Origin of the sequence: Terracoccus sp. 273MFTsu3.1, from assembly GCF_000383675.1 — a bacterium.
GTDB lineage: Bacteria > Actinomycetota > Actinomycetes > Actinomycetales > Dermatophilaceae > Terrabacter.
In genome coordinates, this window is sequence record NZ_KB911822.1 from 415119 (window position 1) to 439152 (window position 24034).

Annotated in this window: 22 protein-coding genes and 1 tRNA gene; 12 read left to right on the forward strand and 11 right to left on the reverse strand. The window is 71.7% G+C overall.

All coding sequences use genetic code 11. The annotated features are described in order from the left end of the window. The first annotated feature begins 54 nt into the window (after window positions 1–54). The gene (locus H283_RS24970; RefSeq protein ID WP_020143811.1) at window positions 55–1254 is read left to right on the forward strand and encodes an MFS transporter; all 1200 of its coding nucleotides are present in this window, start codon (window positions 55–57) and stop codon (window positions 1252–1254) included. Window positions 1255–1351: 97 nt separating this feature from the next. On the opposite strand, the gene H283_RS0112215 is transcribed toward H283_RS24970, so the two are convergent. Both H283_RS0112215 and H283_RS26685 read right to left on the reverse strand, forming a co-directional pair. Continuing rightward, window positions 1352–3094, reverse strand: a complete 1743-nt coding sequence (locus H283_RS0112215; protein ID WP_020143812.1) for an MDR family MFS transporter — start codon at window positions 3092–3094, stop codon at window positions 1352–1354. 1 nt (window position 3095) lies between these two features. Continuing rightward, window positions 3096–3608, reverse strand: a complete 513-nt coding sequence (locus H283_RS26685) for a MarR family winged helix-turn-helix transcriptional regulator (RefSeq protein ID WP_020143813.1) — start codon at window positions 3606–3608, stop codon at window positions 3096–3098. Between the two features lie 233 nt (window positions 3609–3841). Here H283_RS26685 and H283_RS0112225 point away from each other — a divergent pair, with 233 nt between their 5' ends. Further along, window positions 3842–4597 (forward strand): GAF and ANTAR domain-containing protein, encoded by a 756-nt coding sequence (locus H283_RS0112225; protein ID WP_020143814.1) that lies wholly within the window; start codon window positions 3842–3844, stop codon window positions 4595–4597. 125 nt (window positions 4598–4722) lie between these two features. On the opposite strand, the gene H283_RS0112230 is transcribed toward H283_RS0112225, so the two are convergent. After that, a complete protein-coding gene (locus H283_RS0112230) occupies window positions 4723–5511 on the reverse strand; it encodes a sigma-70 family RNA polymerase sigma factor (RefSeq protein ID WP_028785552.1) in 789 nt (262 codons plus the stop codon). A gap of 203 nt (window positions 5512–5714) precedes the next feature. Further along, the gene (locus tag H283_RS24980) at window positions 5715–6578 is read right to left on the reverse strand and encodes a maleylpyruvate isomerase family mycothiol-dependent enzyme (protein ID WP_156023148.1); all 864 of its coding nucleotides are present in this window, start codon (window positions 6576–6578) and stop codon (window positions 5715–5717) included. Window positions 6579–6604: 26 nt separating this feature from the next. Here H283_RS24980 and H283_RS0112240 point away from each other — a divergent pair, with 26 nt between their 5' ends. Further along, entirely contained in the window at window positions 6605–8701 is a 2097-nt protein-coding gene (locus H283_RS0112240; protein ID WP_020143817.1) for a cytochrome c oxidase assembly protein, read from the forward strand. Window positions 8702–8757: 56 nt separating this feature from the next. Further along, a complete protein-coding gene (locus H283_RS27225; RefSeq protein WP_081633858.1) occupies window positions 8758–8961 on the forward strand; it encodes a DUF6767 domain-containing protein in 204 nt (67 codons plus the stop codon). On the opposite strand, the gene H283_RS24985 is transcribed toward H283_RS27225, so the two are convergent. Further along, window positions 8933–9394 carry a GyrI-like domain-containing protein gene (locus H283_RS24985; protein WP_020143818.1) on the reverse strand — a complete coding sequence of 154 codons (462 nt, stop codon included), beginning with the start codon at window positions 9392–9394 and terminating at the stop codon, window positions 8933–8935. The two genes, H283_RS27225 and H283_RS24985, sit on opposite strands and share 29 nt — an antisense overlap. Before the next feature lie 218 nt (window positions 9395–9612). On the opposite strand from H283_RS24985, the gene H283_RS0112250 reads away from it, so the two are divergent. The 7 genes from H283_RS0112250 (at window position 9613) to H283_RS28450 (ending at window position 17095) form a co-directional block, all read left to right on the forward strand. Beyond that, window positions 9613–10419, forward strand: coding sequence for a carbon-nitrogen family hydrolase (locus tag H283_RS0112250; protein ID WP_020143819.1), 807 nt, complete (start codon window positions 9613–9615; stop codon window positions 10417–10419). Next, a complete protein-coding gene (locus H283_RS0112255; RefSeq protein WP_020143820.1) occupies window positions 10416–12302 on the forward strand; it encodes an NHL domain-containing thioredoxin family protein in 1887 nt (628 codons plus the stop codon). The genes H283_RS0112250 and H283_RS0112255 overlap by 4 nt, the downstream gene beginning before the upstream one ends. A gap of 57 nt (window positions 12303–12359) precedes the next feature. Next, complete coding sequence (locus H283_RS0112260; protein WP_020143821.1) at window positions 12360–13238, forward strand: hypothetical protein; 879 nt, start codon at window positions 12360–12362, stop codon at window positions 13236–13238. Between the two features lie 97 nt (window positions 13239–13335). Further along, window positions 13336–13629 carry a DUF6458 family protein gene (locus tag H283_RS0112265; RefSeq protein ID WP_020143822.1) on the forward strand — a complete coding sequence of 98 codons (294 nt, stop codon included), beginning with the start codon at window positions 13336–13338 and terminating at the stop codon, window positions 13627–13629. Between the two features lie 182 nt (window positions 13630–13811). Then, window positions 13812–15191 carry an acyltransferase gene (locus H283_RS0112270; RefSeq protein WP_020143823.1) on the forward strand — a complete coding sequence of 460 codons (1380 nt, stop codon included), beginning with the start codon at window positions 13812–13814 and terminating at the stop codon, window positions 15189–15191. A gap of 129 nt (window positions 15192–15320) precedes the next feature. Beyond that, window positions 15321–16328: a GNAT family N-acetyltransferase gene (locus H283_RS0112275; protein ID WP_020143824.1), complete on the forward strand. Its 1008-nt coding sequence runs from the start codon at window positions 15321–15323 to the stop codon at window positions 16326–16328. A gap of 140 nt (window positions 16329–16468) precedes the next feature. Beyond that, window positions 16469–17095 carry a CGNR zinc finger domain-containing protein gene (locus H283_RS28450; RefSeq protein ID WP_020143825.1) on the forward strand — a complete coding sequence of 209 codons (627 nt, stop codon included), beginning with the start codon at window positions 16469–16471 and terminating at the stop codon, window positions 17093–17095. A gap of 131 nt (window positions 17096–17226) precedes the next feature. Here H283_RS28450 and H283_RS0112285 read toward each other — a convergent pair whose 3' ends face one another. From H283_RS0112285 to H283_RS0112305, 6 genes are all read right to left on the reverse strand, one after another. Beyond that, on the reverse strand, window positions 17227–19089 hold the full coding sequence (locus H283_RS0112285) for an acyl-CoA dehydrogenase (RefSeq protein ID WP_020143826.1): 1863 nt from the start codon (window positions 19087–19089) through the stop codon (window positions 17227–17229). 387 nt (window positions 19090–19476) lie between these two features. Next, a tRNA-Gly gene (locus H283_RS27740) sits at window positions 19477–19550 on the reverse strand. A gap of 69 nt (window positions 19551–19619) precedes the next feature. Continuing rightward, window positions 19620–19979: a flagellar assembly protein FliW gene (locus H283_RS0112290; RefSeq protein ID WP_020143827.1), complete on the reverse strand. Its 360-nt coding sequence runs from the start codon at window positions 19977–19979 to the stop codon at window positions 19620–19622. Next, entirely contained in the window at window positions 19976–20857 is an 882-nt protein-coding gene (flgL, locus tag H283_RS0112295; RefSeq protein WP_020143828.1) for a flagellar hook-associated protein FlgL, read from the reverse strand. Before flgL ends, H283_RS0112290 begins: the two co-directional genes overlap by 4 nt. 3 nt (window positions 20858–20860) lie before the next feature. Then, the gene (gene flgK / locus H283_RS0112300) at window positions 20861–22285 is read right to left on the reverse strand and encodes a flagellar hook-associated protein FlgK (protein ID WP_020143829.1); all 1425 of its coding nucleotides are present in this window, start codon (window positions 22283–22285) and stop codon (window positions 20861–20863) included. Window positions 22286–22299: 14 nt separating this feature from the next. After that, window positions 22300–22824 carry a flagellar protein FlgN gene (locus H283_RS0112305; RefSeq protein WP_020143830.1) on the reverse strand — a complete coding sequence of 175 codons (525 nt, stop codon included), beginning with the start codon at window positions 22822–22824 and terminating at the stop codon, window positions 22300–22302. Window positions 22825–23074: 250 nt separating this feature from the next. On the opposite strand from H283_RS0112305, the gene H283_RS0112310 reads away from it, so the two are divergent. Beyond that, a complete protein-coding gene (locus tag H283_RS0112310; RefSeq protein ID WP_020143831.1) occupies window positions 23075–23920 on the forward strand; it encodes a flagellin in 846 nt (281 codons plus the stop codon). Window positions 23921–24034 lie beyond the last annotated feature (114 nt).

Here is a 24034-nt window from a genome sequence, read left to right on the forward strand (position 1 = left end):
GGTCGTGGTGCAAGGATGGGGAAGTTGGCCGTCCCCCACCGCGAAGGAGCACCTGTGCTGGCGTCCTACCGACCTCTCTTCGAGGTACCGGGGGCACGCGTCTTCATCACCGGCGGGCTGATCGCCCGCTCGGCAGGCTCGATGTTCGCCGTGTCCGTGGTCGCGATGGTCTCGGCACGCACCGGCTCCTACGCGCTCGCCGGAGCCGTCGTGGCGGCCGGGATGGTCTCCCTGGCGCTCTTCGCCCCGTTCCTCGGGCGGCTCGTCGATCGCTACGGCCAGCGCCGCATCGCCATCCCGTTCTTCCTCTGGTCGGGGTTCTGGGCCGTCATGACCCTCCTCGTCTCGATGCGGGGGCTGCCCTCGTGGCTGCTCTTCATCACGTTCCCGCTGTGCGGCGCGATCCCCAACCTCGGCACGATGGCCCGCGCGCGGTGGTCGCACATCTTCGCCGACGACCCGCGCAACCTCCATGCGGCGATGTCGTTCGAGCAGGTCATGGAGGAGGTCACCTTCGTCATCGGTCCGGTCCTCGCGATCTGGCTCTCGACGACACTCTTCCCCGAGGCGGGCTTCGCCTTCGCCACCATCGCCTACACGGTGGGCGTCCTCATCTTCATCTCCGCACGGTCCACCGAGCCGCCGGTCGTCCCGCACCACGAGCGCCCCACCGAGCACGCCTACACGGTGCCGGGCCTCATCCCGCTCGCCTTCATCATGGTCATGACGGGTGCGATCTTCGGCGTCAACGAGGTCGTGACGCTCGCCGTCTCGCAGGAGCAGGGCGCGCCGAGCGCCGCCGGCGCCATCCTCGCGCTGTATGCCGTGGGGTCGGCCGCCGCGGGCCTCGTCTTCGGGCACGTCTCGCACGGCCGAAGCCTCGTCAAGCTCCTCATCGCCGGGACGTTCGGGATGGCGGTCCTCGAGATCCCGGTGCTCTTCGCCCCCAACCTCTGGGTCCTCGCCGGTCTCATGCTCGTCGCGGGCATGGCCACCGCTCCGACCCTCATCACGACGATGAACCTCATCGAGCGGATCGTCCCCAAGGCTCAGCTCAACGAGGGCATGACCATCGTGCTCACTGGCCTCATCATCGGCATCGCGGCGGGCTCGGCCGTGTCGGGCATCGTCGTCGACCACGTCGGCCCGCAGCACGGCTACTGGGTCGCGATCATCGCCGGCGGCTTCGCCTTCGTCATGGCCCTGGGCACGCGCGCGTTCCTTACCCGGCGCGAGCTGCACGACCTCCGCTGACCGAGCCCGCGGCATACACCACCCGCCTGAAGCGTCGAAAGGCCACGTCTCCGAGGAGACGTGGCCTTTCGACGGTCGAGCGGCTGGGCCCGAGGGGTCAGTGGGCGGCGGGGGCCACCACGACGTCCTCGTCCTTCGCCGCCGCCTGACCGGGCTTGGGGCCCAGGTCGATGTTCGGCAGGAAGAGCGTGGCGATGAACGCGAGCACGAGCACGCCGGCGGCGACGAGGAAGACGACCGACATCGCGTCGGAGAAGCCGACGAGGAACGGCTTGGCGAGCGCCGGGTCGAGCTGGTTGATGAACGAGCTGTCGGACAGGGCTGCCCCGCCGACGCCCGCACCCGTGCCGCCGGACTGCTGCGCGGTCTGGAGCTGCTCGATGAACGCCTTGTTCGCCGCAGGGTCGCCACCCGTCGGGTTGCGCAGGGCCGCCTGGAACGCCGGGCTCGGGGCGATCGCCGTGAACGCCTCGGAGATCTTCGTCCCGGCCTGCGAGAAGAGGATCGACAGGAAGACCGCGGTGCCGAGCGTGCCGCCGATCTGGCGCGTGAACGTCGCGGAGGACGTCGCCACGCCCATGTCGCGACGGTCGACGGCGTTCTGCACGGCGAGGGTCAACGGCTGGAAGTTGAAGCCGAGGCCGATGCCGAAGAAGAACATCACGATCATCGTCTTCCAGAGCGGGGTGTCCGCGCCGACGAAGTGGAAGGCGAAGAGCGACAGGACGAGGATCGCCGCGCCCATGATCGGGAAGTGCCGGTAGCGACCGGTCCGGGAGATCAGCTGGCCCGAGACGATCGAGCCGGCCATGATCCCGAGGGTCATCGGGAGCAGCTGGAGGCCGGCCTGGGTCGGCGACGAGCCCTTGACGATCTGCAGGTAGAGCGGGATCGCGGCGAGGCCGCCGAACATGCCCATGCCGATGAAGACCGAGGCGACCGACGACGACGCGACGGTGCGGTTCGTGAAGAGGCGCAGCGGGATGAGCGCCTCCTCACCCATGGACCGCTCGAAGAGGAAGAAGGCGACGAGACCGGCGAGGCCGATGGCGTAGCAGGTGATCGAGGTCGGCGAGCCCCAGCCCCATGCGCGGCCCTGCTCGGCCACGATGAGCAGCGGCACGAGGGCGACCGCGAGGCTGAGCGCACCCCAGTAGTCGATGCGGTGGTCGAGGCGCGTGTGCTTGAGGTGCAGCGTGCGCGTCACGACGATGAGGGCGGCGACGGCGATCGGCACGTTGACGAGGAAGACCCAGCGCCAGCCGGTGACGCCGAGGAGGGTCTCCTGGCCGGCGAAGAAGCCACCGATGACCGGGCCGAGCACGCTCGAGGTGCCGAAGACGGCGAGGAAGTAACCCTGGTACTTCGCACGCTCACGCGGCGGCACGATGTCGCCGATGATGGCGAGGGCGAGCGAGAAGAGGCCGCCGGCGCCGATGCCCTGGACGGCTCGGAAGGCCGCGAGCGACGGGATCGACCACGACAGCGTGCAGAGCATCGAGCCGATCGTGAAGATCGTGATGGCGAAGATGAAGAGCTTCTTGCGCCCGTAGATGTCGCCGAGCTTGCCGTAGAGCGGCGTCGTGATCGTCGCGGTGATGAGGTAGGCCGTCGTGACCCACGCCTGGCCGGCGAGGTCGTTGAGGTCGTCGGCGATGACGCGCATGGCGCTTGCGACGATGGTCTGGTCGAGCGCGGCGAGGAACATCCCCATCATGAGTCCGACGAGGATGGTCAGGATCTCCTTATGGGAGAGCACCGGTCGCGCGTCGGGACCTGCACCGGCTGGTGCGTCCGCGGTCGCGTCGACGCGTGGCGGCTCGGCGGTGGTGTCGGACATGTCAGTCCTCTTTCTGCTTCTGGGCTCTGGTGGAGTCGAAGGGCATGGGGGGCGGCGCTGCACCCCGGGCCCGGAGGTTGGTGTCGAGCGCGTCGCCGAGCTCGCGGAGCCGACCGACGAACTCTTCGGTGGTGGGGCCGTCCCACTCGGTGAGCAGCCCCTGGAACCACGTGGCGCGGCTCGCCTGGATGCGATCGAGGGCGGCGCGGCCGTGCTCGGTGAGGGAGACGACCCACGCACGACCGTCGCTGGGGTCGGCGCTCTTCTCGAGCAGTCCGCTCGCGACGAGGGCGCTGACCTGTCGACTCACGGTGGAGACGTCGTTGTGCAGCGTCGTCGCGAGCTCGGAGATGCGGACGGTGCCCTGGCCCGCGACGACGAAGAGCACGGGGTATGCCGTGACGTCCACGCCGTCCTCGAGCCGCGGGGCCGTGTGCTTGGCCGCGACGAGCAGCTTCTGGACGCGCAGGAGCCCGAGGAAGACGTCGTTCGCCTCGTCCCTGCTCACGGCCATCGCGTGCCCCCTCGGTCAACTACTTGCTTGCAGCATGCAAGTATTTGCCCGAACGTCTCGGCTGTCAACTCACGTGTCCAAGGTTTGTCCAGCCATCGGATCTTCTCGCCACGTGCGGGGCTCATGTGGTTGTCTGTGGTCTCGCGCCATCGGGGAGGTGCGAGGATGACTCACGTGCCCGAACCGTCCAGCAGTGTGCGGAAACCGCGGGGCCAGATGTTGCAGGGAGTGACATGACGAGCGACGTTCCCGTCGATCCGACGATCAACGACGCCTTCCGACAGATGTCGGCCCTGATCTACGCCGGCGCCGACGCCGGTTCGATCCACCAGTCGCTCGTCGACTCCGCGCTCCGGCTCGTCGAGGGCTGCGACCGCGCCTCTCTGCTCGTGCGCACCCGCGACCGCTACGTCACGGCCGCCAGCACCGACGACATCGCCCGCCGCATCGACCAGATCGAGCTCGAGGTCGGCGAGGGTCCCTGCGTCGACGCCATCGTCTCCGAGGCCTACCAGCACGACGCCGACCTCACTGACGCCAAGACCCCGTGGCCGCGCTTCACCGAGCGCATCGTCGCCGAGACGCCGGTCCGGTCGGCCATCGGCTACCGACTCCTGCTCGAGGGCGACAAGGTCGGTGCCCTCAACCTCTTCTCGGACACCCCCGGCGGCCTCACCTCCAAGTCGGCCGACGTCGGCGCGGTCATCGCCTCGTTCGCCTCGGTCGCCCTCATGGCGATCCGGGCGCGCGAGGAGGCGGCGACCCTGAGGCAGGGGCTGACGAGCAACCGCGAGATCGGCAAGGCCGTCGGTCTGCTCATGGCCGCTCACCACATCAGCGGCCAGGAGGCGTTCGAGCTGCTGCGGAGCACCTCGCAGGAGCTCAACATGAAGCTGGCCCTGGTGGCCTCGCAGGTGATCCAGGGGCAGGAGTCGCAGTTCGGCCACGCCGGCCCGGCGGGTGGCGCCACGGCGGACTCGCAGGTCTGAGCCGGCGGGGCCGCGGGAGGTCCCCGTCGGCCGCAGACCGATCCGGGACGGCGTCAGGCCCCGAACGACGAGCGGCCCCGACGCGCCTCACGGGCGTCGGGACCACGGGTCGGACTGGAGGGGGATCAGGCCGAGGCCATGCCCTCCGCGGACAGCTGGCGGCGCAGCTCGTCGAGCGTGCGCCGGAGCAGGCGGCTGACCTGCATCGCGCTGAGCCCCATGGACTCGGCGATCTCGGCCTGCGTCATGTCGCCGCCGAACCGGAGCTCGACGAGCTTCTGGTCCCGGGCGGGGAGCCGCCCGAGAGCGGTGCGCACGACGATGCCCTCGTCGAGGGCCGGGTCGGAGCCCGAGTCGCCGCGGGCGTCGAGCAGGTCGAGGACCGGGCGTCCGCCGTCCGCCGTCGTCGCGTCGAGGGAGGCGGGGCGCAGGTTGGTCGCCGCGACCTGGGCCTCCTTGACGGCATCGAGCGTGATGTCGAGCTCGTGGGCCAGCTCGCCGGCATCCGGGTCGTGGCCGAGCCGCTGCTCGAGCCGTGACCTCGTGTCGGTGACGAGCTGGCGTCGCTCCTGCAGCTCGCGAGGCGGGCGGACGAGCCAGCCGTGGTCACGGAAGTGGCGGCGGAGCTCACCGGTGATGGTGGGCGTCGCGTAGGCGCCGAACTCCGTCGGCTTGGACAGGTCGAACCGCTGGAGTGCCTTGAGCAGTGCGAGGAACGCGACCTGCTCAAGGTCCTCTCGGTCCAGGCCCTTGCCCGAGTAGCGGTGGGCGAGAGAACGGGCGAGCGGCATGTGCAGCACGGTCACGGTCTCGAGGGCGGTGGCGCGCTCGGACGGCGAGTCCGAGGTGCGCAGGGTCTTGATGAGCTCTCTGGTTCGCGCATCCTTGCGCGGACCCACGGATGGGTCGGTCATTTCAACTCCGATGGATCGGATCCCCGATGCGGCGCTGGCTTGACCGACTACTAGTGACGCTAGGCCGTTGCCCGTATATACACAAGGTGGACTTCGCCCCCGTCAAGGGGTCCCGAGGTGTATACGCGGGCGCGAGTGACGACGGCCCAGACGGTGTTCCCGGAGGTGTTCCCCACGGCGAGGGATGGGCCGTCTCGGAGCCGTCAGTGCGTGACGACGACGAGCGCCTCGAGAACGCGCCGGGCGATCTCCTCGTCCCCGGTGACGGTGTAGTGGATCTCGTCGACGCCGCGACGTCCGGCGGCTCGACGCGTGAGGGCGTCGGTCGTCAGGTGGATCGACGTGACGTCGAGCTGCTCCTCGCCCTCGGGTCGGTCATGACCGCTGAAGAGTGCTTCCCCGTAAGGGCGCCCGTCGTCACCGGTGATGATGCGCACGCCGCCACGCGCGACGACGGGACCGCTCACGTCGAGCACGACGGCGTGACCGGCGCCGATGCCAGCCACCCGCGAGGCGATGCGCGGGAGGGCGGCGAGGATGTCGGCGGTGAAGACCGCGGCACTCGCGGAGTCGAGGTTGCCGGGCCGGTCGAGGGCGGCACGGAGGTCCTGCTCGTGCACCCAGGCGTCGACGATCCGCCGGTGCAGGTGGTCGCCGAACGTCGTCTCCGGCCCGAAGAAACCGCCGATCACGGTGTCGATGTCGGCGTCCGACGCGCGAAGGTCGGCAACCCGTTGCGGGTGGAACTCGGCCAGCTCGGCCACGACCTCACGTCCGGAGAGGCCGCGCCGGGCCTCGACGTCGACCTCGACGAAGCGGGCGAAGTCGCTGTGGACGTGCGGGTAGTCGGGAACCTCGACCTGCGGCCGAGGCATGCCGGCAAAGGACTTCTCGGCCCCGACGACGTGGGCGATCTGGTCCTTGACGGTCCAGCCGGGGCACTCGGTCTGGATCTCGAAGTCCTCGTCTCGGCAGGAGTGCCCGAGGTCGATGATCGACTGCACGGAGTGGTCGAACGCGTCGATCAGTCCGTTGCGGTCGTCTGGGGCGGCCGGGTGCATGGGCATGTCATCAGACTACTTACCCTTGAGGCATGCCAACCCTGCAGCGAGATGGTCTCGCCGACCCGCGGACGGGCCCCGCCGCCCCGTCCTCCGGGCGCGTCGCGGTCGTCCTCGCCGCCGTCGTCGCGGTCGGTCTGCTGGCGAGCGTGGTCGCTGCCCGGTACACCGGCGCGGCCGCCCCCCTGCCCGGCGGCCTGACCGACGCGGGCCCGGTCGTCCGCTGGGCCCTCCCCCTCGTCCGCGTCGTCCACGACGTCGCCGCCTCGCTCACCATCGGCTCGCTCCTCCTCGCCGCCACGATGATTCCCGGCCGCACTCGCGCCGAGAGCGCGGCGCTCGACGAGCCACGCCGCGCCGCTGCCCTCCGGGTCGCCACCGCTGCGGCGTTCGTCTGGGCGCTCGCGGGGGCCGTCGGCGTCGTCTTCACGTTCGCCGACGCCGCGGGCATGCCGCTCGGCGACCCGCTCTTCGGAGGCAATCTCGCCGGGTCGGTGTGGTCGATCGAACCGCTCCGGGTCGGGCTCATCAGCGCGGTCGCCGCGTTCGTCGTCGCCTCGGTCGCCGCTGTGGCTCGCTCTCGTGCGGTCGCGCTCGCGCTCACCGTCGTCTCGGCGTTCGGCGTGCTCGTCCTGGGCCTCGCGGGCCATGCCGGCGGGTCGGCCGACCACGAGACGGCTGTCAACGCGATCGCCGCCCACATGCTGAGTGCCGCAGTGTGGGTCGGTGGGCTCCTCGCGCTGATCGTGCTCCGTCGTCCCCTGGGTGGCGCGCTCGGCGTCGTCGCCCGTCGCTACTCGACCGTCGCCCTCTGGTGCTTCGTCACCCTCGGCGTCTCCGGCGTCATGTCGGCCACGACCCGGCTCGGCTCGTGGTCCGACCTCGCGACGCCCTACGGCGTCCTCGTCCTCGTCAAGGTCCTGGCCTTCGCGGTCCTGGGGCTCGCAGGCTTCTGGCACCGGCGCGTCACGCTCGACCGCATCGACGAGACCGGCACCTCGGGTGCCGGCACTGCCGTCCCCGAGGGCTCGCGCAGGCTGCGGAGCCGGCTCTTCGTGCGGCTCGCGGTCGCCGAGACCCTCGTCATGGCGCTCGCGTTCGGCGTCGCGACCGCGCTCGCGCGCAGCGAGCCCCCCGTTCCCGAGACGGTGGCCGACCCGAGCGCCGCCCTCTCGCTGACCGGCTATCCCGCTCCGCCCGCCCCCACGGCGATGTCGTGGCTCACGGCCTGGCGGGTCGAGTGGCTCTTCCTCGCCACGGGGCTGCTGGCGATCGGGCTCTACCTGGCCGGGGTCGTGCGCCTGCGCCGCCGTGGCGACGCCTGGCCGGTGATGCGCACCGTGAGCTGGGTCGTGGGCTGGGTCCTCTTCGTCTACGCCACCAACGGCGTGCTCGGCATCTATGGGCGCGTCGCCTTCTCGTGGCACATGACGCTGCACATGCTCGAGGCGATGGTCGTCCCGATCTTCCTCGTGCTCGGGGCGCCGGTGACGCTCGCGCTGCGCACCGTCCGGGGGCGCCGCGACGGCACCCTCGGCCCGCGCGAGATGCTTCTCTCGCTCATCCACTCGCGGTTCCTCGCCGTCGTCGGCAACCCGATCTTCGCGGCCGTCTTCTTCTTCATGAGCCTCGTCGTCTTCTACTGGACCGGCCTGTTCCAGCTGGCCCTGCAGACGCACACGGGGCACCTGCTCATGACCGCGCACTTCGTCCTCACGGGCTATCTCTTCGCGTGGGTGCTCGTCGGGGTCGACCCGGGCCCCAAGCGCTGGAGCCCTGCGCTGCGGCTCGTCGTGCTCTTCGCGACGATCTCCTTCCACGCCTTCTTCGGCGTCGCGATGATCAGCGGCACGACGCTCCTCGGGGGCGACTTCTTCCCGACCGTCGCCATCCCGTGGGTCACCGACTCGCTCGCGGACCAGCGCTACGGCGGGGGTGTCGCGTGGGCCATCGGCGAGCTGCCGAGCCTCGTGCTCGCGCTCACGGTCGCGCTGCAGTGGTTCCGCACCGACAGTGCGGAGTCGGTGCGCCAGGACCGTCGGGCCGACCGTGACGGCGACGCCGAGCTCACGGCATACAACGAGCGGCTGGCCGCGCTGGCCCGCCGCGACGAGGGCTCGCGCCGCTGACCGCGCGGGCGGAGCGTCACTACTACCCCATGTAGTATTGACGTCGAGGAGGCGACATGCCGCAGCGACCGTCCGACCCGAGGTGCCCGATCCGGCTCGGAGAGCCGTGCACGCTCTGCTTCCCGGGGGCGAGCGGTCCGCAGGACTGCGGCCTCGTCTACCTCGTCCGGAACGACCCGGAGCTGCGTGAGGAGCTCGCGGCACGACGCCGCGCGCGCCACGCGGCGCGGCTCAGCGCACCGGTTGTTGCAGCTCCGTGACCCAGGCGTCGGCGTCGTCCATCGGCGTCTCGAGGTAGACCTCCCGACAGGGGCCGTATGCCGTGAGCCCCGTCGCGTCGACCTGCGTCGCGAGTGCCTGCCAGGTGTCCCCGATCGTCGCCATCGACCCGCGGTGGATCACCGTGACGGCCTGCGCGACGCCCGGCAGGTCGGCGACCTCGGCGCCCTCGACGTCGACGGCGTCCAGGGTCGTCGGCACCCCGACGCCCCACGTCGTGCCCTGGGCGTCGCCGTCGTACCAGGCGACCGACGGCGTGCGCGGCTGCACGCCGGCCGCCGAGAGGCCGCGGAGGAGCCGGTCGAACGCCGGCCCGATCGTCGCCCCCAGCTCGCCCACGTCGGCGACGCGGCCCGTCACCTGCGCCAGCCGGACGCCCGGCAGCTCCTTGGTCACGTACTCCAGCTCGGGCATGGTGCCCTCCTTCTCGACGGTTCGGAGTCTCGCCTCGATGGCCTGCAGACGGGCCGGTCGGCGGCACTCCCGTGAGCCGGGGCGAACTCTCCGATGTTCACCACGATGACCATGGTCTACGGCCGACACGGTGTGAGGGTCAACCCCTCGGGTCGGCGGGGTGCCCGCGTGACGGGACCGCGGACCCGGCACCGGCTCGACCGTGTGAGAGTTGGACCATGAAGGTTGCGCTCATCCAGCTGGCCTACGGTGACGACGAGTCGGTCGCGGACCGCACCGCCCGCGTCGTGGATCTCGTGCGGGCCCAGGCCGGCCATGACCTCGTGGTCCTCCCGGAGCTGTGGCCGGCCGGTGGCTTCGACTACACCGCGTGGGACGAGCGGGCGCAGTCCGTCGACGGACCCGTGGCCCAGGCGCTCTCGGCCGCCGCCCGTGAGGCCCGGGTCACGCTGCACGGCGGCTCGATCGTCGAACGGGCCGAGCCCGCCGAGCCCGGCGGCCGAGGGCTCTGGAACACCAGCCTCGTCTTCTCGCCGGACGGCGACCTCGTCGCGACGTATCGCAAGATCCACCGCTTCGGCTTCGGCGAGGGCGAGCCGACGCTCATGGAAGCCGGAGAGGACCTCGTCGTCGTCGACGTCCCCGTCGCCGATGGTGGGACGGTGCCCGTCGGGCTCTCCACCTGCTACGACCTGCGCTTCCCGGAGCTCTACCGGCGTCTGCTCGACCAGGGCGCCGAGGTCTTCGTCATCCCGGCGGCCTGGCCGCGCAGGCGGGTCGCGCACTGGACCCTGCTCGGCCAGGCGCGTGCGGTCGAGGACCAGTGCGTCGTGCTCCAGTGCAACACCGCCGGCACGCACGCCCGCCACGAGATGGGTGGTCACTCGCAGGTCGTCGACGCGACCGGGAAGGTTCTGGCCGCCGCCGGCCTTGACGAGGAGGTGCTGAGCATCGACATCGACACCGCGGCGACGCCGGAGTGGCGCCGCACCTTCCCCGTCCTGACCGACCGGAGGCTCTCGTGACGCCCGGCGGCGGGGTCGAGACCGCCTCGCTGCGCGCCCGCGTCAAGGTCCGGGCGCCCGAGCTCGTCGGCCGCGGCTGGCTCAACACCGGCGGACGGTCGCTGTCTCTCGCCGACCTGCGCGGTCGCGTCGTCGTCCTCGACTTCTGGACCTTCTGCTGCGTCAACTGCCTCCACGTGCTCGACGAGCTGCGGCCCGTCGAGGCCCAGTTCCCCGACGCGCTGACGATCATCGGCGTCCACTCGCCGAAGTTCGAGCACGAGGCCGACGCCGACGCGCTGGCCGCCGCCGTCGAGCGGTATGCCGTCCACCACCCCGTGCTCGACGACCCCGAGCTCGTGACGTGGAAGGCGTATGCCGCCCGCGCGTGGCCCACGCTCGTCGTGCTGGACCCCGAGGGCTACGTCGTCGCGTCGATGTCGGGGGAGGGCCACGGCCCGGGTCTCGCCTCCCTCGTCACGGAGCTCGTCGAGGAGCACCGCGCCAAGGGCACGCTCCAGCCCGGCGACGATCCCTACGTCCCGCCGCCGTCTCCGGACACCGCGCTGCGCTTCCCCGGCAAGGCCGTCGCCCTGCCCGACGGGTCGTTCGTCGTCAGTGACACGGCGGACCACGAGGTCGTGCACCTCGAGGACGACCTCGAGACCGAGCGGGCCCGATGGGGCGGCAAGGGCGTCCTCAACGAACCGCAAGGGGTCCTGCTCGCGACGCCCGACGTGGCCGAGCGGCTCGGCATCGACCTCCTCGTCGCGGACTCCGTCAACCACCAGGTCAAGGGAATCCGCTTCTCCGACGGCTCGATCCACGTCGTGGCCGGCACGGGGGACCAGCTGCGCGAACGCACCGGCGGCGGGCCCGCCCTCGAGCAGGCGCTCTCGACCCCGTGGGACCTCGCCTGGCTCGGCGACCGGCTCGTCATCGCGATGGCGGGCACGCACCAGCTGTGGGCCTGGACCCCCGGCAAGACCCTCGAGGAGGGTCGCGTCGAGGTCGTCGGTGGCACGTCCAACGAGGGGCTCGTGGACGGAGCGGCACCCGAGGCGTGGTTCGCCCAGCCGTCCGGTCTCGCGACCTCTGCCTCCGGCGACCGCGTCTGGGTGGCCGACTCCGAGACCTCCGCGCTGCGGTCCGTGACGGTCGGCGCCGACGGCGGACTCGTCGTCGAGACCCACGTCGGCACGGGCCTCTTCGACTTCGGTCACCGGGACGGCGACGCCGCCGACGCGCTGCTCCAGCACCCGCTCGGCGTCACCGAGCTGCCCGACGGCTCGGTCGCCGTCAGCGACACGTACAACGGCGCCGTCCGACGCTTCGACCCCGTGACGGGCCAGGTGTCGACCTTGGCCCAGGGACTCGCCGAGCCGAGCGACGCCGTCGTCGAGCACGACCCCGAGACCGGCGAGGTGCGCCTCGTCGTCGTCGAGTCCGCTGCCCATCGCCTCATCCGCGTGGCCCTGCCCGAGGCCGCGCAGCGCGTCGAGGGTCCCGCCCACCGCACCCAGCGGCCTCCGACTCCCTTGCCCGCCGGGGAGGTCGCCCTCGAGGTGACGTTCGTGCCGCCGACGGGGCAGAAGCTCGACCTGCGCTGGGGCGACCCGACGCGCCTCAACGTGTCCGCGACGCCCGATGCGCTCCTCGTCTCCGGGGCCGGGCGGGCCGAGGGCCTGACCCGGACGCTCGTCCTGCGTGACGGCATCGGGTCGGGCACGCTGCACATCTCCGTGCAGGCCGCCGCGTGCGACGGCGACCCCGAGACGGGCGAGGTTCCCGAGCACGCCGCGTGCCACCTCTTCCAGCAGGACTGGGGGATCCCGGTCACCCTCGACCCGACCGCCGATGCCACACTGACTCTCGACCTCCGCGGGGTCCAGGCCGGAAGCTAGCCGGTGCAACCCGTCCGGCAGGTCGTGACGAGACCAGCGGACGACAAGGCGGCACACGTGGCACGACAGGCATCAGGCGGCGGTGGACGCTCCGTCCTCTCGGCGGTGTGCGGGCTGCTGGCCATCGTGCTGCTGCCCGTGTCGCTCGTCGGCTTCTGGGCGTCGGTCATGCTGACGCGCACCGACGTCTTCGTCGAGGAGCTGCGGCCGGTCGTCACCAAGCCCCAGGTCCAGGAGGCCCTCACCGACGGCGTCGTCCAGGGCGTCCTCGGTGCGGTCCAGCTCCAGCCGGCGATCGAGAAGGCCCTCGAGGCGCCGATCCGGACGCAGGCCGCAGCCCTCGTCGCGAGCCCTCAGGTCACCACGGCCTGGGCCACCGGGATCCGGGCGCTCCACACCCAGTTCATCGCCGTCATGGAGGGTCGCGCCGACACGAAGCTCGACGACCAGGGGCGTGTCTCGGTGCGCCTGACGATCCCGGTCCCGGCCCTGACGTCGACGCTCGAGCAGGCCGGGGTCCCCGACGCCGGGTCGATCGCGCCCGTCGTGACGATTCCCCTCGTCAAGGCCACCGACCTGCAGAAGGCGCAGGCGGCATACCGCATCGCCGACGCGTGGGGCCCGTGGGGGCCACTCGTCGTGGGTGCCCTGGCGCTGCTGTCGATCGCGCTCGCGCGGCGCTGGCGCACGGCGACCACGCTCGTCGCCATCGGCTGGATCGCGACCGCCCTCGCGCTCGCCCTCGTCCTCATGGTGTCGCGCGAGCCGCTCATGCGTCGCGTCGACCCCGAGGTGGCGCGCACCATCGCCGACGCCGCCTACGGCCTGGCGGCGCGCAACCTCTACTACGAGATCGCGATCGCCGTCGGTGTCGGGGTCGTCATGCTCGTCGTCTCGGCCGTGTCGCTCGCGTTCGGGCGTCGCCGCTCCCGCTGACCCGGACCGTCGACGCCGGGATCGTGACGGTTCGCCGACCTGCGGGTATGTGACCCGCAGGTACGCGTCCAGGGCGTACCCCAGCCAAGGAGACCTCATGGGTATCGGACTCGGGATCTTCCTGCTCGTCGTCGGCGCGATCTTCTACTTCACGAACATCGACTCCAGCGTCCTCAACCTGAGCAGCAGCACGGGCAACACGATCGGGATCATCCTCATGGTGGCCGGCGCGCTCGCGATCATCCTCGCGCTCGTCCTCAACGCCCAGCGCGCGCGCACCCAGCACACGGTCGTCACGGAGCGCCGTGGCGCTCCCGACGTCGTCGAGCGCCGGGTCGCCGGTGACGAGGTCGTCGAGCGTCGCGTCGAGCACCGCGACGGCACCGTCTAGCACCGTCGAAGGGCCACGAACGGCCCCTCAACCGTCGAAAGGCCACGAACCGGGCTCCGGTTCGTGGCCTTTCCACGGTGAGAGGCGGGGCCCGGACGGTGGGTCACGGGCGGTGGGTCACGGGCGGCGAGCTGAGCAGGAGAACTCACCTGCCGAGGCGGCCGGTCGTGCTTCGATGAGACGTGAGCCGGACCCACCCCGACGCCGCGCCCCGCACGGCGGCCGAGATCGACGCCGCGACCCCCTCCGACCGGGACCGCTGGGCCGACACGCTCCGCGTCGGGTCGCTCGTCGTCGTCATCCTCGGACACTGGCTCATGGTCGCGATCACCCCCGACGGCCAGATCACGAACGCCCTCGCGGTCGTGCCGTCCCTCCAGCCGCTGACCTGGCTGCTCCAGGTCATGCCGCTCTTCTTCCTCGTCGGGGGCGTCGCCCACGCCCACACGCTCGAGTCGCTCGAGCGTCGTCACCCGGACACCCGTGGGAGGTATGCCGCGTTCTTCCGGGCGCGGGCGACGCGCCTGCTGCGACCCACCCTCGCCTTCCTCGCCGTCTGGGTCGCACTCGGCGTCGTCGCCGACCTGTCGGGCCTGACGTCGCGTCCCGGCGACGCGGGGCGGCTCGCGCGAGACGCGCTCGTCATGGTGCCGCAGCTGCTGTGGTTCGTCGGGATCTACCTCGGAGCCTGCGCCTTCGCCCCGCTCATGCGTGACCTCCACCGGAGGTGGGGTCTCGTCGTCCTCGGCGTGCTCGTCGTGCTGGCGTGCGTCGTCGACGCAGTGCGCTTCGGCGGCGGGCCCGAGCTCGTCGGCAACCTCAACTTCGCCCTCGTCTGGCTGGCGCTGCACCAGCTCGGGTTCGCCTGGCGTGACGGCCTGCTCACGACCGGTCGGGGGTGGGCGATGACGTTCGTGGGCTTCTCCGCGATGGGTCTGGCTGTCGCGTTCGGCCCCTACCCGACGTCGATGGTGGGCCTGCCGGGGGAGGCCGTCTCGAACATGGCGCCGCCCACGGCGGCCCTGCTCGCCCAAGGCATCGGCATCTGCGGCCTCGCCGTCGTCCTGCGGCCGGCCATGGCACACGCGCTCGCCCGGCCCCGCGTCTGGCGGGCGGTGGTGCTGTCGGGCCCCTTCGCGATGACGGCCTTCCTGTGGCACCTCACGGCGCTCATGACGGTGCTCCTCGCGATGCGGGCGCTGGGGATCGTCCAGCCGGCCGTCGCGTCCTGGCAGTGGTGGCTGTCCCGGCCCCTCCTCTTCGCCGTGCTCGCCGTCGTGACGGCGTTGCTCGTCGCCGTCTTCGTCCGCTTCGACCGCGGGCCGCGCTCGGTGGCCGGCGCCTCGCCGGAACCGCGCGGCTGGGTCGACCCCGTCGCCGCCGTGTCGGCGGGCGTGCTCTTCTTCGGGATCCTCATCGTCTCGATCGTCGGCGTCGACGTGCTCGGCAACCGACCCGTCTTCTTCCTCGTCGGTGACGTCACCCCGATCGTCGGCTTCGTCGTCCTCGCTGCCGGCCTGCTCCTGCTGCGCACGACGCGCCCCCGCGCCCCCCGCACCTGACCCCACCCCACCCCCAGTCGAGTGAGCGCTCCGTCCCACTCGAGTGAGCGTTCCGTCCCACTCGAGTGAGCGCTTCGTCCCACGGAAACTCGATGGCCGCGCCGACGCGCGTACCCCTACCGTCGTGCCATGGAGACGAGGCTCATCGACGTGCACGACGACGCCGTCTGCGCCCGCGCGTACGACGTCATCATCGCCAGCAAGGGTCACGAGCGCCCGTGGAACGAGCCGCCGTCGCTGGCCGAGACGCTCGTCGAGTGGCGCCACGTCGACGAGGCCGAACGCATGGAGATGTGGGGAGCCCACGACGGTGACGAGCTCGTCGGCGTCGCGACGCTGTGGCTCCCCCTGACGGACAACACGACGATGACGTGGACCGACGTCCAGGTCGACCCGGCCCACCGCCGGCGCGGCGCCGGCACCGCCCTCGTCGAGCGCCTCCTCGAGCGGGCCCGGGAGGAGGGTCGCGTCACCATGGTCGTCGACTTCCTCGTGCCCCCGGAGTCGGAGGGACACGGCTACCGTCGCTTCGCCGAACGGCACGGCTTCCACCTCAGCAACACCGAGATCATGCGCCACCTCCGGCTGCCCGTCGACGACGAGCTCCTCACCCGGCACGCCGAGCACGCGCGACCGCGTTGGGAGGGGGCCTACCGCCTCGAGACCCACGTCGGCGGCGTGCCCGAGCACCTGCAGGAGTCCCTCTGCGCCGTCATGAACCAGCTCGCCGTCGACGCGCCCACGGGCGACATCGCGTTCGAGGAGGAGTCCCTCACGCCGGCGCGCTACCGGGAGTACCTCGAGGTCGCGAGGGCCCAGGGGCGCGTGCGCCTGACGACCGTCGCGGTCCACGAGGACAGCGGTGACGTCGTGGCCTACACCGACCTCATGCTTCCCTCGGGTGCCCCCGGGTTGGCTTGGCAGTGGGGGACGCTCGTGCACCGCGACCATCGCGGCCGCCGTCTCGGGATGGCCCTCAAGGTCGAGAACCTCCGGCGTCTGCAGGCCGACCACCCGGAGCGCCAGCGGGTCGTCACGGGGAACGACGACACGAACTCGTGGATGGTCTCGATCAACGAGGACCTCGGCTTCCGCATCGTCGAGCTGTGCCCGGCCTACCAGCGGTCGCTCGCCTGACGTCGCCCCCGCGTCTCGGTCGTCGCGACCGTGTCCGCTCAGGCTCCACTCACACTCGTGCCTAACCAGTGAACACCGTTAACCGGTTATCCCGCTGAACCCGGTTGTCCGGGTGAGCTGTCGCGGGCCATGATCGTCTCGTGCAGACGTATGCCGTCGACGGGCGCGAGCTCCCGCTCCGCATCGCCGGCGACCCGGCCCTCGAGCTCGTCAACACCCTTGCGCGCTGGTCCGGGACCTCGACCGACCAGGTCGACCACCTCCACGACTACGACGACCTCGTCGTCTGGGCCCGGGAGTGCGGCCTCGTCGACGAGGTCGCGGCGGCCCGCCTCCGACGGTCGGCACGACGCGACCGGGTGACGGCCGGCGCCGTCCTCCGGGAGGTGCGGAGGCTGCGCCGCGACGTCCACGACCTCGCCGTCGGCCTCGGGCGGCGTGCGGCCCTGGCGCGGGTGTCGACGCTCGCCGTCGAGGCCCGCCAGTCCCAGTCGCTCACGGCCACCGCGGATGCCGTCACCTGGCGCTTCACGCGCGACGCAGGGCTGCACGAGCCGCTGTATGCCGTCGCGCAGGCCGCCGCGGCCCTGCTGACGTCCGACGCGAGCGGGCACGTCTCTGCCTGCCCGGGGGACGGGTGCGGCGCGGTCTTCCTCAACCCGTCCGGCCGACGGCGCTGGTGCATCATGTCCGTCTGTGGCAACCGGGCCAAGGCGCGGGCCTGGGCGGCTCGACAGCACGCGTCCCGGGACCCGGCCCCCTCCTGACCGACCGCACCACCGCACACCGCAGCGTCACTCCCGTGACCGGGCCGGACGGCATACGCACGCCGTCGTGGAACGACGAGGCGCCCGCTCCCGCGTGGGGAGGGGCGCCTCGAGGTGAGGGGTGCTGCGCGTCAGAACGCGGACTCGGGCACGTCCATGAGGTCGTTGTCGATGGCCTCGGCGATGGCGCGCTCGGCGGCGAGCTTCGGCAGGACGTTCTTGGCGTAGAAGGAGGCCGCCGCGACCTTGCCGCGGTAGAAGTCGGCGTCCTTGCCGGACGCGCCGCCGGCGAGGGCCGCCTGCGCGACCTCGGCCTGACGGAGCAGGAGCCAGCCGACGACGAGGTCACCGGCAGCGAGGAGCAGACGAGTCGTGTTCTGGCCGACCTTGTAGAGGTTGGCCGTCTCGCCGCCCATCCGCGGGTCGCTCTTCATGGCGTCGCCGATCATGTGGCCGACGATGCCCTGGACGTCCTCGAGGGCCCGACCGAGCAGCTCGCGCTCGGTGTCGAGCGAGCCGCCGAGGTCCTTCGCGAACTCCTGAATCTGTCCGGCGACGTGCTGCAGGGCCTGGCCCTTGTCGCGGACGATCTTGCGGAAGAAGAAGTCGAGTCCCTGGATGGCGGTCGTGCCCTCGTAGAGGGTGTCGATCTTCGCGTCGCGGACGTACTGCTCGATGGGGTAGTCCTGCAGGAAGCCCGAGCCGCCGTAGGTCTGGAGCGACTCGGTGCCGAGCAGCACCCAGGCGCGCTCGGAGCCGAGGCCCTTGACGAGGGGCAGCATGAGGTCGCTGATCCGGTTGGCGACCTCGGCCGCCGACCCCTTCTCGAGCGGGGCGGCCGGGTTGCCGGCCTGCGCCTGGTTGACGGCGTCCTGCTGGCTCGCGGTGTAGATGACGAGCGCGCGCAGGCCCTCTGCATACGCCTTCTGGAGCATGAGCGAGCGGCGGACGTCGGGGTGGTGCGTGATGGTGACCCGCGGGGCGGCCTTGTCGGTCATCTGCGTCAGGTCGGCGCCCTGGACGCGCTCCTTGGCGTACTCGAGGGCGTTGAGGTAGCCGGTCGAGAGCGTGGCGATCGCCTTGGTGCCGACGAACATCCGGGCGTTCTCGATGACCTTGAACATCTGCGCGATGCCGTCGTGGACGTCGCCGAGGAGGGTGCCGACAGCCGGCTCGTGCTCGCCGAAGGTGACCTCGCACGTCGTCGAGACCTTGAGGCCCATCTTGTGCTCGACGTTGGTCACGTGGGCGCCGTTGCGCTCGCCCAGCTCGCCGGTCTCGAGGTCGACGTGGAACTTCGGGACGATGAAGAGGGAGAGGCCCTTCGTGCCGGGCCCGGCCCCCTCGGGGCGGGCGAGGACGAAGTGCACGACGTTGTCGACCATGTCGGACTCGGCAGAGGTGATGAACCGCTTGACGCCCGTGATGTGCCACGTGCCGTCGGGCTGCTGGACGGCCTTGGTGCGGCCCGCACCGACGTCGGAGCCGGCGTCGGGCTCGGTGAGCACCATCGTCGTGTGCCAGGCCCGGTCGACGATGTGCTTGGCGAGCTTCTTCTGGTCGTCGGTGCCGAGGTGCCACAGCAGGTTGGCGAACGAGTAGCTCGCGGTGAACATGTGGATGGCCGGGTTGGCGCCGCAGACCATCTCGGCGACCGACCAGCGCAGCGAGGCCGGGACGACCATGCCGCCGAGCTCGGCGGGGACGTCGAGGTTGCCCCAGTCGCCGTCGACGTAGGCCTTGAAGGACTTCTTGAACGACTCCGGCATCGTCACCGACTGGCTGGCCGGGTCGTAGACGGGCGGGTTGCGGTCGCTGTCGAGGAGGCTGTCGGCCAGCTCGTTCTCAGCGAGGCGCGAGACCTCGCGGAGGATGTCCTTGGCGGCGTCGACGTCGACGTCGGCGTAGATCCCGGTGCCGAGGACGTCCTGACGGTTGAAGACCTCGAAGAGGTTGAACTCGAGGTCACGCACATTGCTCTTGTAGTGGCCCATCCGGGGACCCTCCACGTTCTGTCGCTCGTCGTGCGTCCGCGCTGTCGTCGGCGGGCGCGCCAAGTTACTGGCCGGTCACTTCCATGATGCTACTCACGGGTAACGATCGCAAGGGGGAGAGGTCACGGTTCCGCCACGAGGGGCCCCGGGGCGTATGCCGTCCGGCCCGGCACGTGCGCCACGCACCCTCGCCCGGGCGACCGGCAACTACCGGCTCGGCAACGAGCGCTGACGGCGGAGCCACCGGAGGTCGGCCGCGGCCCGGGCGCCGGCCGCACGGCATACGTGCTCGCACGGCATTCGTGCTCGGACGGCACACGTGCTCGGGCGCGGCAGGCCACCGGACAGCAGAAGGGCCCGGTCGCGGTGACCGGGCCCTTCCGCATCTGGAGCAGGCGGCACGAATTGCACGTACGTCTTCCTTCTGGAAGAAGGCTGTTCTGCTACTGAACTACGCCTGCGAGGCGTCGCCAACCGTAGCAACAGTCGGGGCGCGTCGTCCAAACGACGCGCTCGGCGCGCCGTGGGCGTCAGCCGAGCGGTGCCCGGAGGTCCCAACCGTCGAGGATCGCCTGCACGGCACGACCGTCGGTCTCGTTGACGAGCACCGGGGCGGCGAGGTTGACCGACGTGCCGCCCTGCCCAGGGGTCGCCACGACGAGGATCCGCGCAGGGTCACCGGGCTCGAGACCGATGCTCGCGCTCTCGCCCTCGACCGCGGGGGAGTAGGCCGGCGCGTAGAGCGCGGCCTCGAGGACGAAGAGCCGCACGTCGGGGTCGTCCGACGGGCAGAGGCTGAAGACGCCATCGGCCCCGTCGACGGCGTCGAGCTCGTAGACGGTGTGCGGGTCGAGGCCGGGCATGGGCTGCTCGAAGACGAGGGTGGTCATCGCAGGAACTCCGTGAGGCTGGGCTGGAGGACCTTCGCCGTGACGGCGAGGGCCGCTTGGTAGGCGGTCTGCTGGAGCTGGAGGTCGAGCACGGCCTGGCCGAGGTCGACGTCCTCGAGGGCGGTGCGACGGGAGGTGAGCGACGTCGTGGCCTCCGTCGTCGCCTGCGCGGCACGCTGGAGCTGGGTCAGCCGGCTCCCGACGTCGGAGCGGGCCGCGACGACGGTGGTCATCGCGCCGTCGAGGGCGGCGAGTCGAGGGGTCGGGTCGACCCCCGCGCGGAGGTCGGCGGCGATGGCGTCGAGGACGCTGAAGGCGGACATGGAGCCACTCCCGAAGGCGGTGCGGCCGTCGGTGTCGACGGCGACGGTCTCGTCGGGGCCGATGCGGCGGGTGACGGTCCCCGAAGCCCCGTTGTAGGTGGGTGGGGTGCCGTCGGTGAACGCCGACGGGGCGTCGGACGTGCCGGCGAAGACGCTACGACCGAGGTAGCGGGTGTTGGCCGCTCCCACGAGGTCGTGCCGCAGCCCGTCGACGACGGCCGCGAGCGCGTCGCGAGCCGCTTGGGTGAGCGAGCCGTTCCCGCCCTGGACGGCGGCGTCCCGGGCCTGCTGGAGCAGACCGGTCGCGCCGGCGAGGGCCGAGTCGATGGTCGAGAGCCAGCCGGTGCCGTCGTCGATGTTGCGCTGGTACTGGCCGCGGGCGGCGAGCTCGGCGCGGACCCGGAGGGCCTCGCCCGTGCCGACCGGATCGTCGGAGGGACGCGAGATGCGGGCGCCGGAGGTGGCGGTCGCCTGCGCGGAGGCCAGGCGCGACTGCCGGTCGCCGAGCGCACGCTGCGCGGCGAGGGACATCGACTGGTCGGTCACTCGGAGCATGGGTCAGCGCCCTACCATTCCGGTGCGGTTGATGAGGGTGTCGAGGGCTTCGTCGACGGCCGTGAGGACGCGCGCCGCGGCCTGGTAGGCGTGCTGGGCTGCCATGAGGTTGACGCTCTCCTCGTCGAGGCTGACCGACGCCCCGGACAGCTGTGCCTGCCGGGCGTTCGCCGCCGCACTGCCGGCGATGGCGGACTGCTGGCCGGCGGCACGCGCCGCGCCGCCGGTCGTCGTGACGAACGCGGCCCAGCGCGCGTCGGCCGATCCGGGACCGGCAGCGAGCCGGGCGATGGCGTCGGCGGTGGAGCCGTCGAAGGCCCCGGCGCCGACGGCGCCGGTCGCGATGCCGCCGGCTCCGGTCGGCACGACGGTGAGGCCACGGGCCGGGGGCTGCGAGGGGTCGAGGCGGAAGAAGTCGAGACCGGTGGCGCCGGTCGTGGTCTGGCCGGCCCGGTGGACGGTGTTGACCGTCGTGGCGAGGGTGAGCGCGACGTCGTCGTAGGACGCGGCGGCCTCGGCGATGGGCCCGCCGGTGCCTCCGGCAGCGGTCGGGGCGAGGACCGAGAGCACGCCGGCGATGGCGCCGCCCTCGAGCCCGACCTCGAGGCCGGGTCGGTCGGCCCACTCGAGCCGGGTCGGGGAGGTGGCCGCATCCGCCATCGTCGTGGCTCCCGAGAGCGCGAGCGAGCGAGCGGTGTCGCCTCGCACGAGGGCGTTGCCGCCGAGGTAGACGGTCACCGTGCCGTCGGCCTCGTCCTTGACGGAGGCCCCGGCGAGCGACGCGATCGTCTCGGTCAGGCGGGCGCGGCTGTCGATGAGCTCGTTGGCCGAGCCGCCCCGGGCGAGGGTCGAGCGGATGTCCTGGTTGAGGGCCGCGACCTGCGCCGCGGCGTCGTTGACCGAGGCGACCATGCGTCGCGCGTCGGTGGAGGTGTCGTCCCACTGGGTCTCGAGGGCGGCCCGGCCGCTCGACAGCATCGACGCCACGGAGCTCGCGGCGTGCAGCAGCGCACTTGCCGGGCCCGGCTCGCCGGGATGGTTGGCCACGTCGTGCCACGCCGACCAGAACGCCGCGAGACGCGACGAGAGCCCGTCGTCTCCGGGCTCGTCGAGCGTCGCCTCGATGCGGTCGTATGCCGCCGTGCGCGCCGCCGTGTAGCCGGCCGACGCGGCCGTGGTCCGCACCGACGCGTCGAGCAGGGCGTCGCCGAGGCGGGCGATGCGGTCGACCGAGACGCCCTGGCCGACCTGCGCTCCGGTGACACCGAGGCCGGTGGGCCCCGGAGCCCCGATCGCGGACTGCTCGATGCGCTGGCGGGTGTAGCCGTCGGTGCCGACGTTGGCGACGTTGTGACCTGCGAGATCCATCGCCTGCTGCGCCGCGGACAGGCCGCGGTAGGCCGTGCCGAGAGGGCCGAAGGTGCTCATCAGGACCCTTCCGGTCAGAGGCTGCGGTCGAAGAGATGGGCGTCGTCCGTCGCCGCCGGTCGGCCCTGGGCGTCGTACGTCGAGGCAGGGGACTCGGTCGTGGCGAGCGTCTCCTGCGTGGACCGTGCTGCCGCCCGGAGGAACTGGGCGTTGGCGTCGCGCAGCTGCCGGATGACGGCCGTCTGGTCGGTCATGGCGGCCAGGTGGGCCGCGAGGATCTCGCCCCAGACGGTGTCGCCGGCGCCCTCCGCGAGGTCACGCAGCGTCGCGTCGTCGGACAGCCCCCACTCGTGCGCGACCGTGGCCGCGGCGGCGGCGCGCTCGAGCCCGGCGACCTGCAGCCGCTCGAGCACCTGCTCGACCTCGCGGGTCGCGTGGGAGACCCAGCGCGTCCGGCCCGCGGTCAGGAGCAGCTGCTCCTCCTCGAGCTTGAAGGTCAACAGGTCGAGCAGCTCGCGCTCGTACCAGAGGCGGGCCGACAGGTCCGAGACCGTCGTGCCGGGAGCACCATCCCCCGCTCGCCCCGCTCCACCATCCACTCGTACTTCCCCCATCCAGAGACGTCACGCACCGGCGCGGACCGCACCGTCAGTCTCCACTATCGGCAGCGGCGGGTGGCCGTTAAGCCGCGAGTGCGTCGACGGCTCGCGCCCGAGGACGGTGCCGAGGACGGTGCCGAGACGGCATACGGCCCGCTCTAACGCGTCCGGAGGGCCTGCCGATAAGGGCTGCTGAGGGCCCACGGACGGGCCCCGGCACGACCCCCACCCATTTCATGGAGGAACGACGATGGCTCTGACCGTCAACACCAACCTTTCGGCCATGCAGGCCTACCAGAACCTCAGCCGCACCTCGGCGAGCATGGCCAACTCGATGGCCAAGCTCTCGAGCGGTCTGCGCATCAACACCGCCGCCGACGACGCTGCTGGTCTCACCGTCTCCGAGGGTCTGCGGTCGCAGGTCAACGGCTACGGCGTCGCCGCCCGCAACGCCCAGGACGGCATCAACATGGTCCAGACCGCCGACGGCGCGCTGGGCGAGGTCCACTCGATCCTGCAGCGCATGCGCGACCTCGCGGTGCAGGGTGCCAACGACACGAACAACACCGCCTCGCGCACCGCGATCACCAAGGAGGCCGGTGACCTGTCGCGCGAGCTCTACCGCATCACCAACGGCACCAACTTCAACAGCATCGACCTGCTCAAGGGCGGCTCGAAGTCCTTCCAGGTCGGCGCCGGCGGCACGACCAACGACGTCATCTCCGTCGCGCTCGCCGACGTGGGCACCTCGACGGGCACGCTGATGTCGGCCGACGGCACGGCCGCCGGTGCGGGCTTCGACGTCACGACGAACGCTGCGTCGCAGACGACGATCGCGGCGATCGACACCGCGATCACGGCCGTCTCGGGCAACCGGGCCGACCTCGGTGCCGCGCAGAACCGCCTCAACCACGCGATGAACATCGCCAACGTCTCGGCGCAGAACCTCGCGGCGTCGCAGTCGCACATCACCGACACCGACATGGCGCAGGAGATGGTCAACTACACGAAGGCCAACATCCTCTCGCAGGCCGGCACGGCGATGCTCGCCCAGGCCAACCAGTCCGGCCAGGGCATCCTCAAGCTGCTCGGCTGACAGGCCCGGGGGGCCAGCTGACGGCGGCCGGGGAACCCGACCCCGGCCGCCATCGGCACCCCGCGGCGCACGACCACGCGCCCGCCCGACGGGCGCCGCGCGCAGCACCCAAGG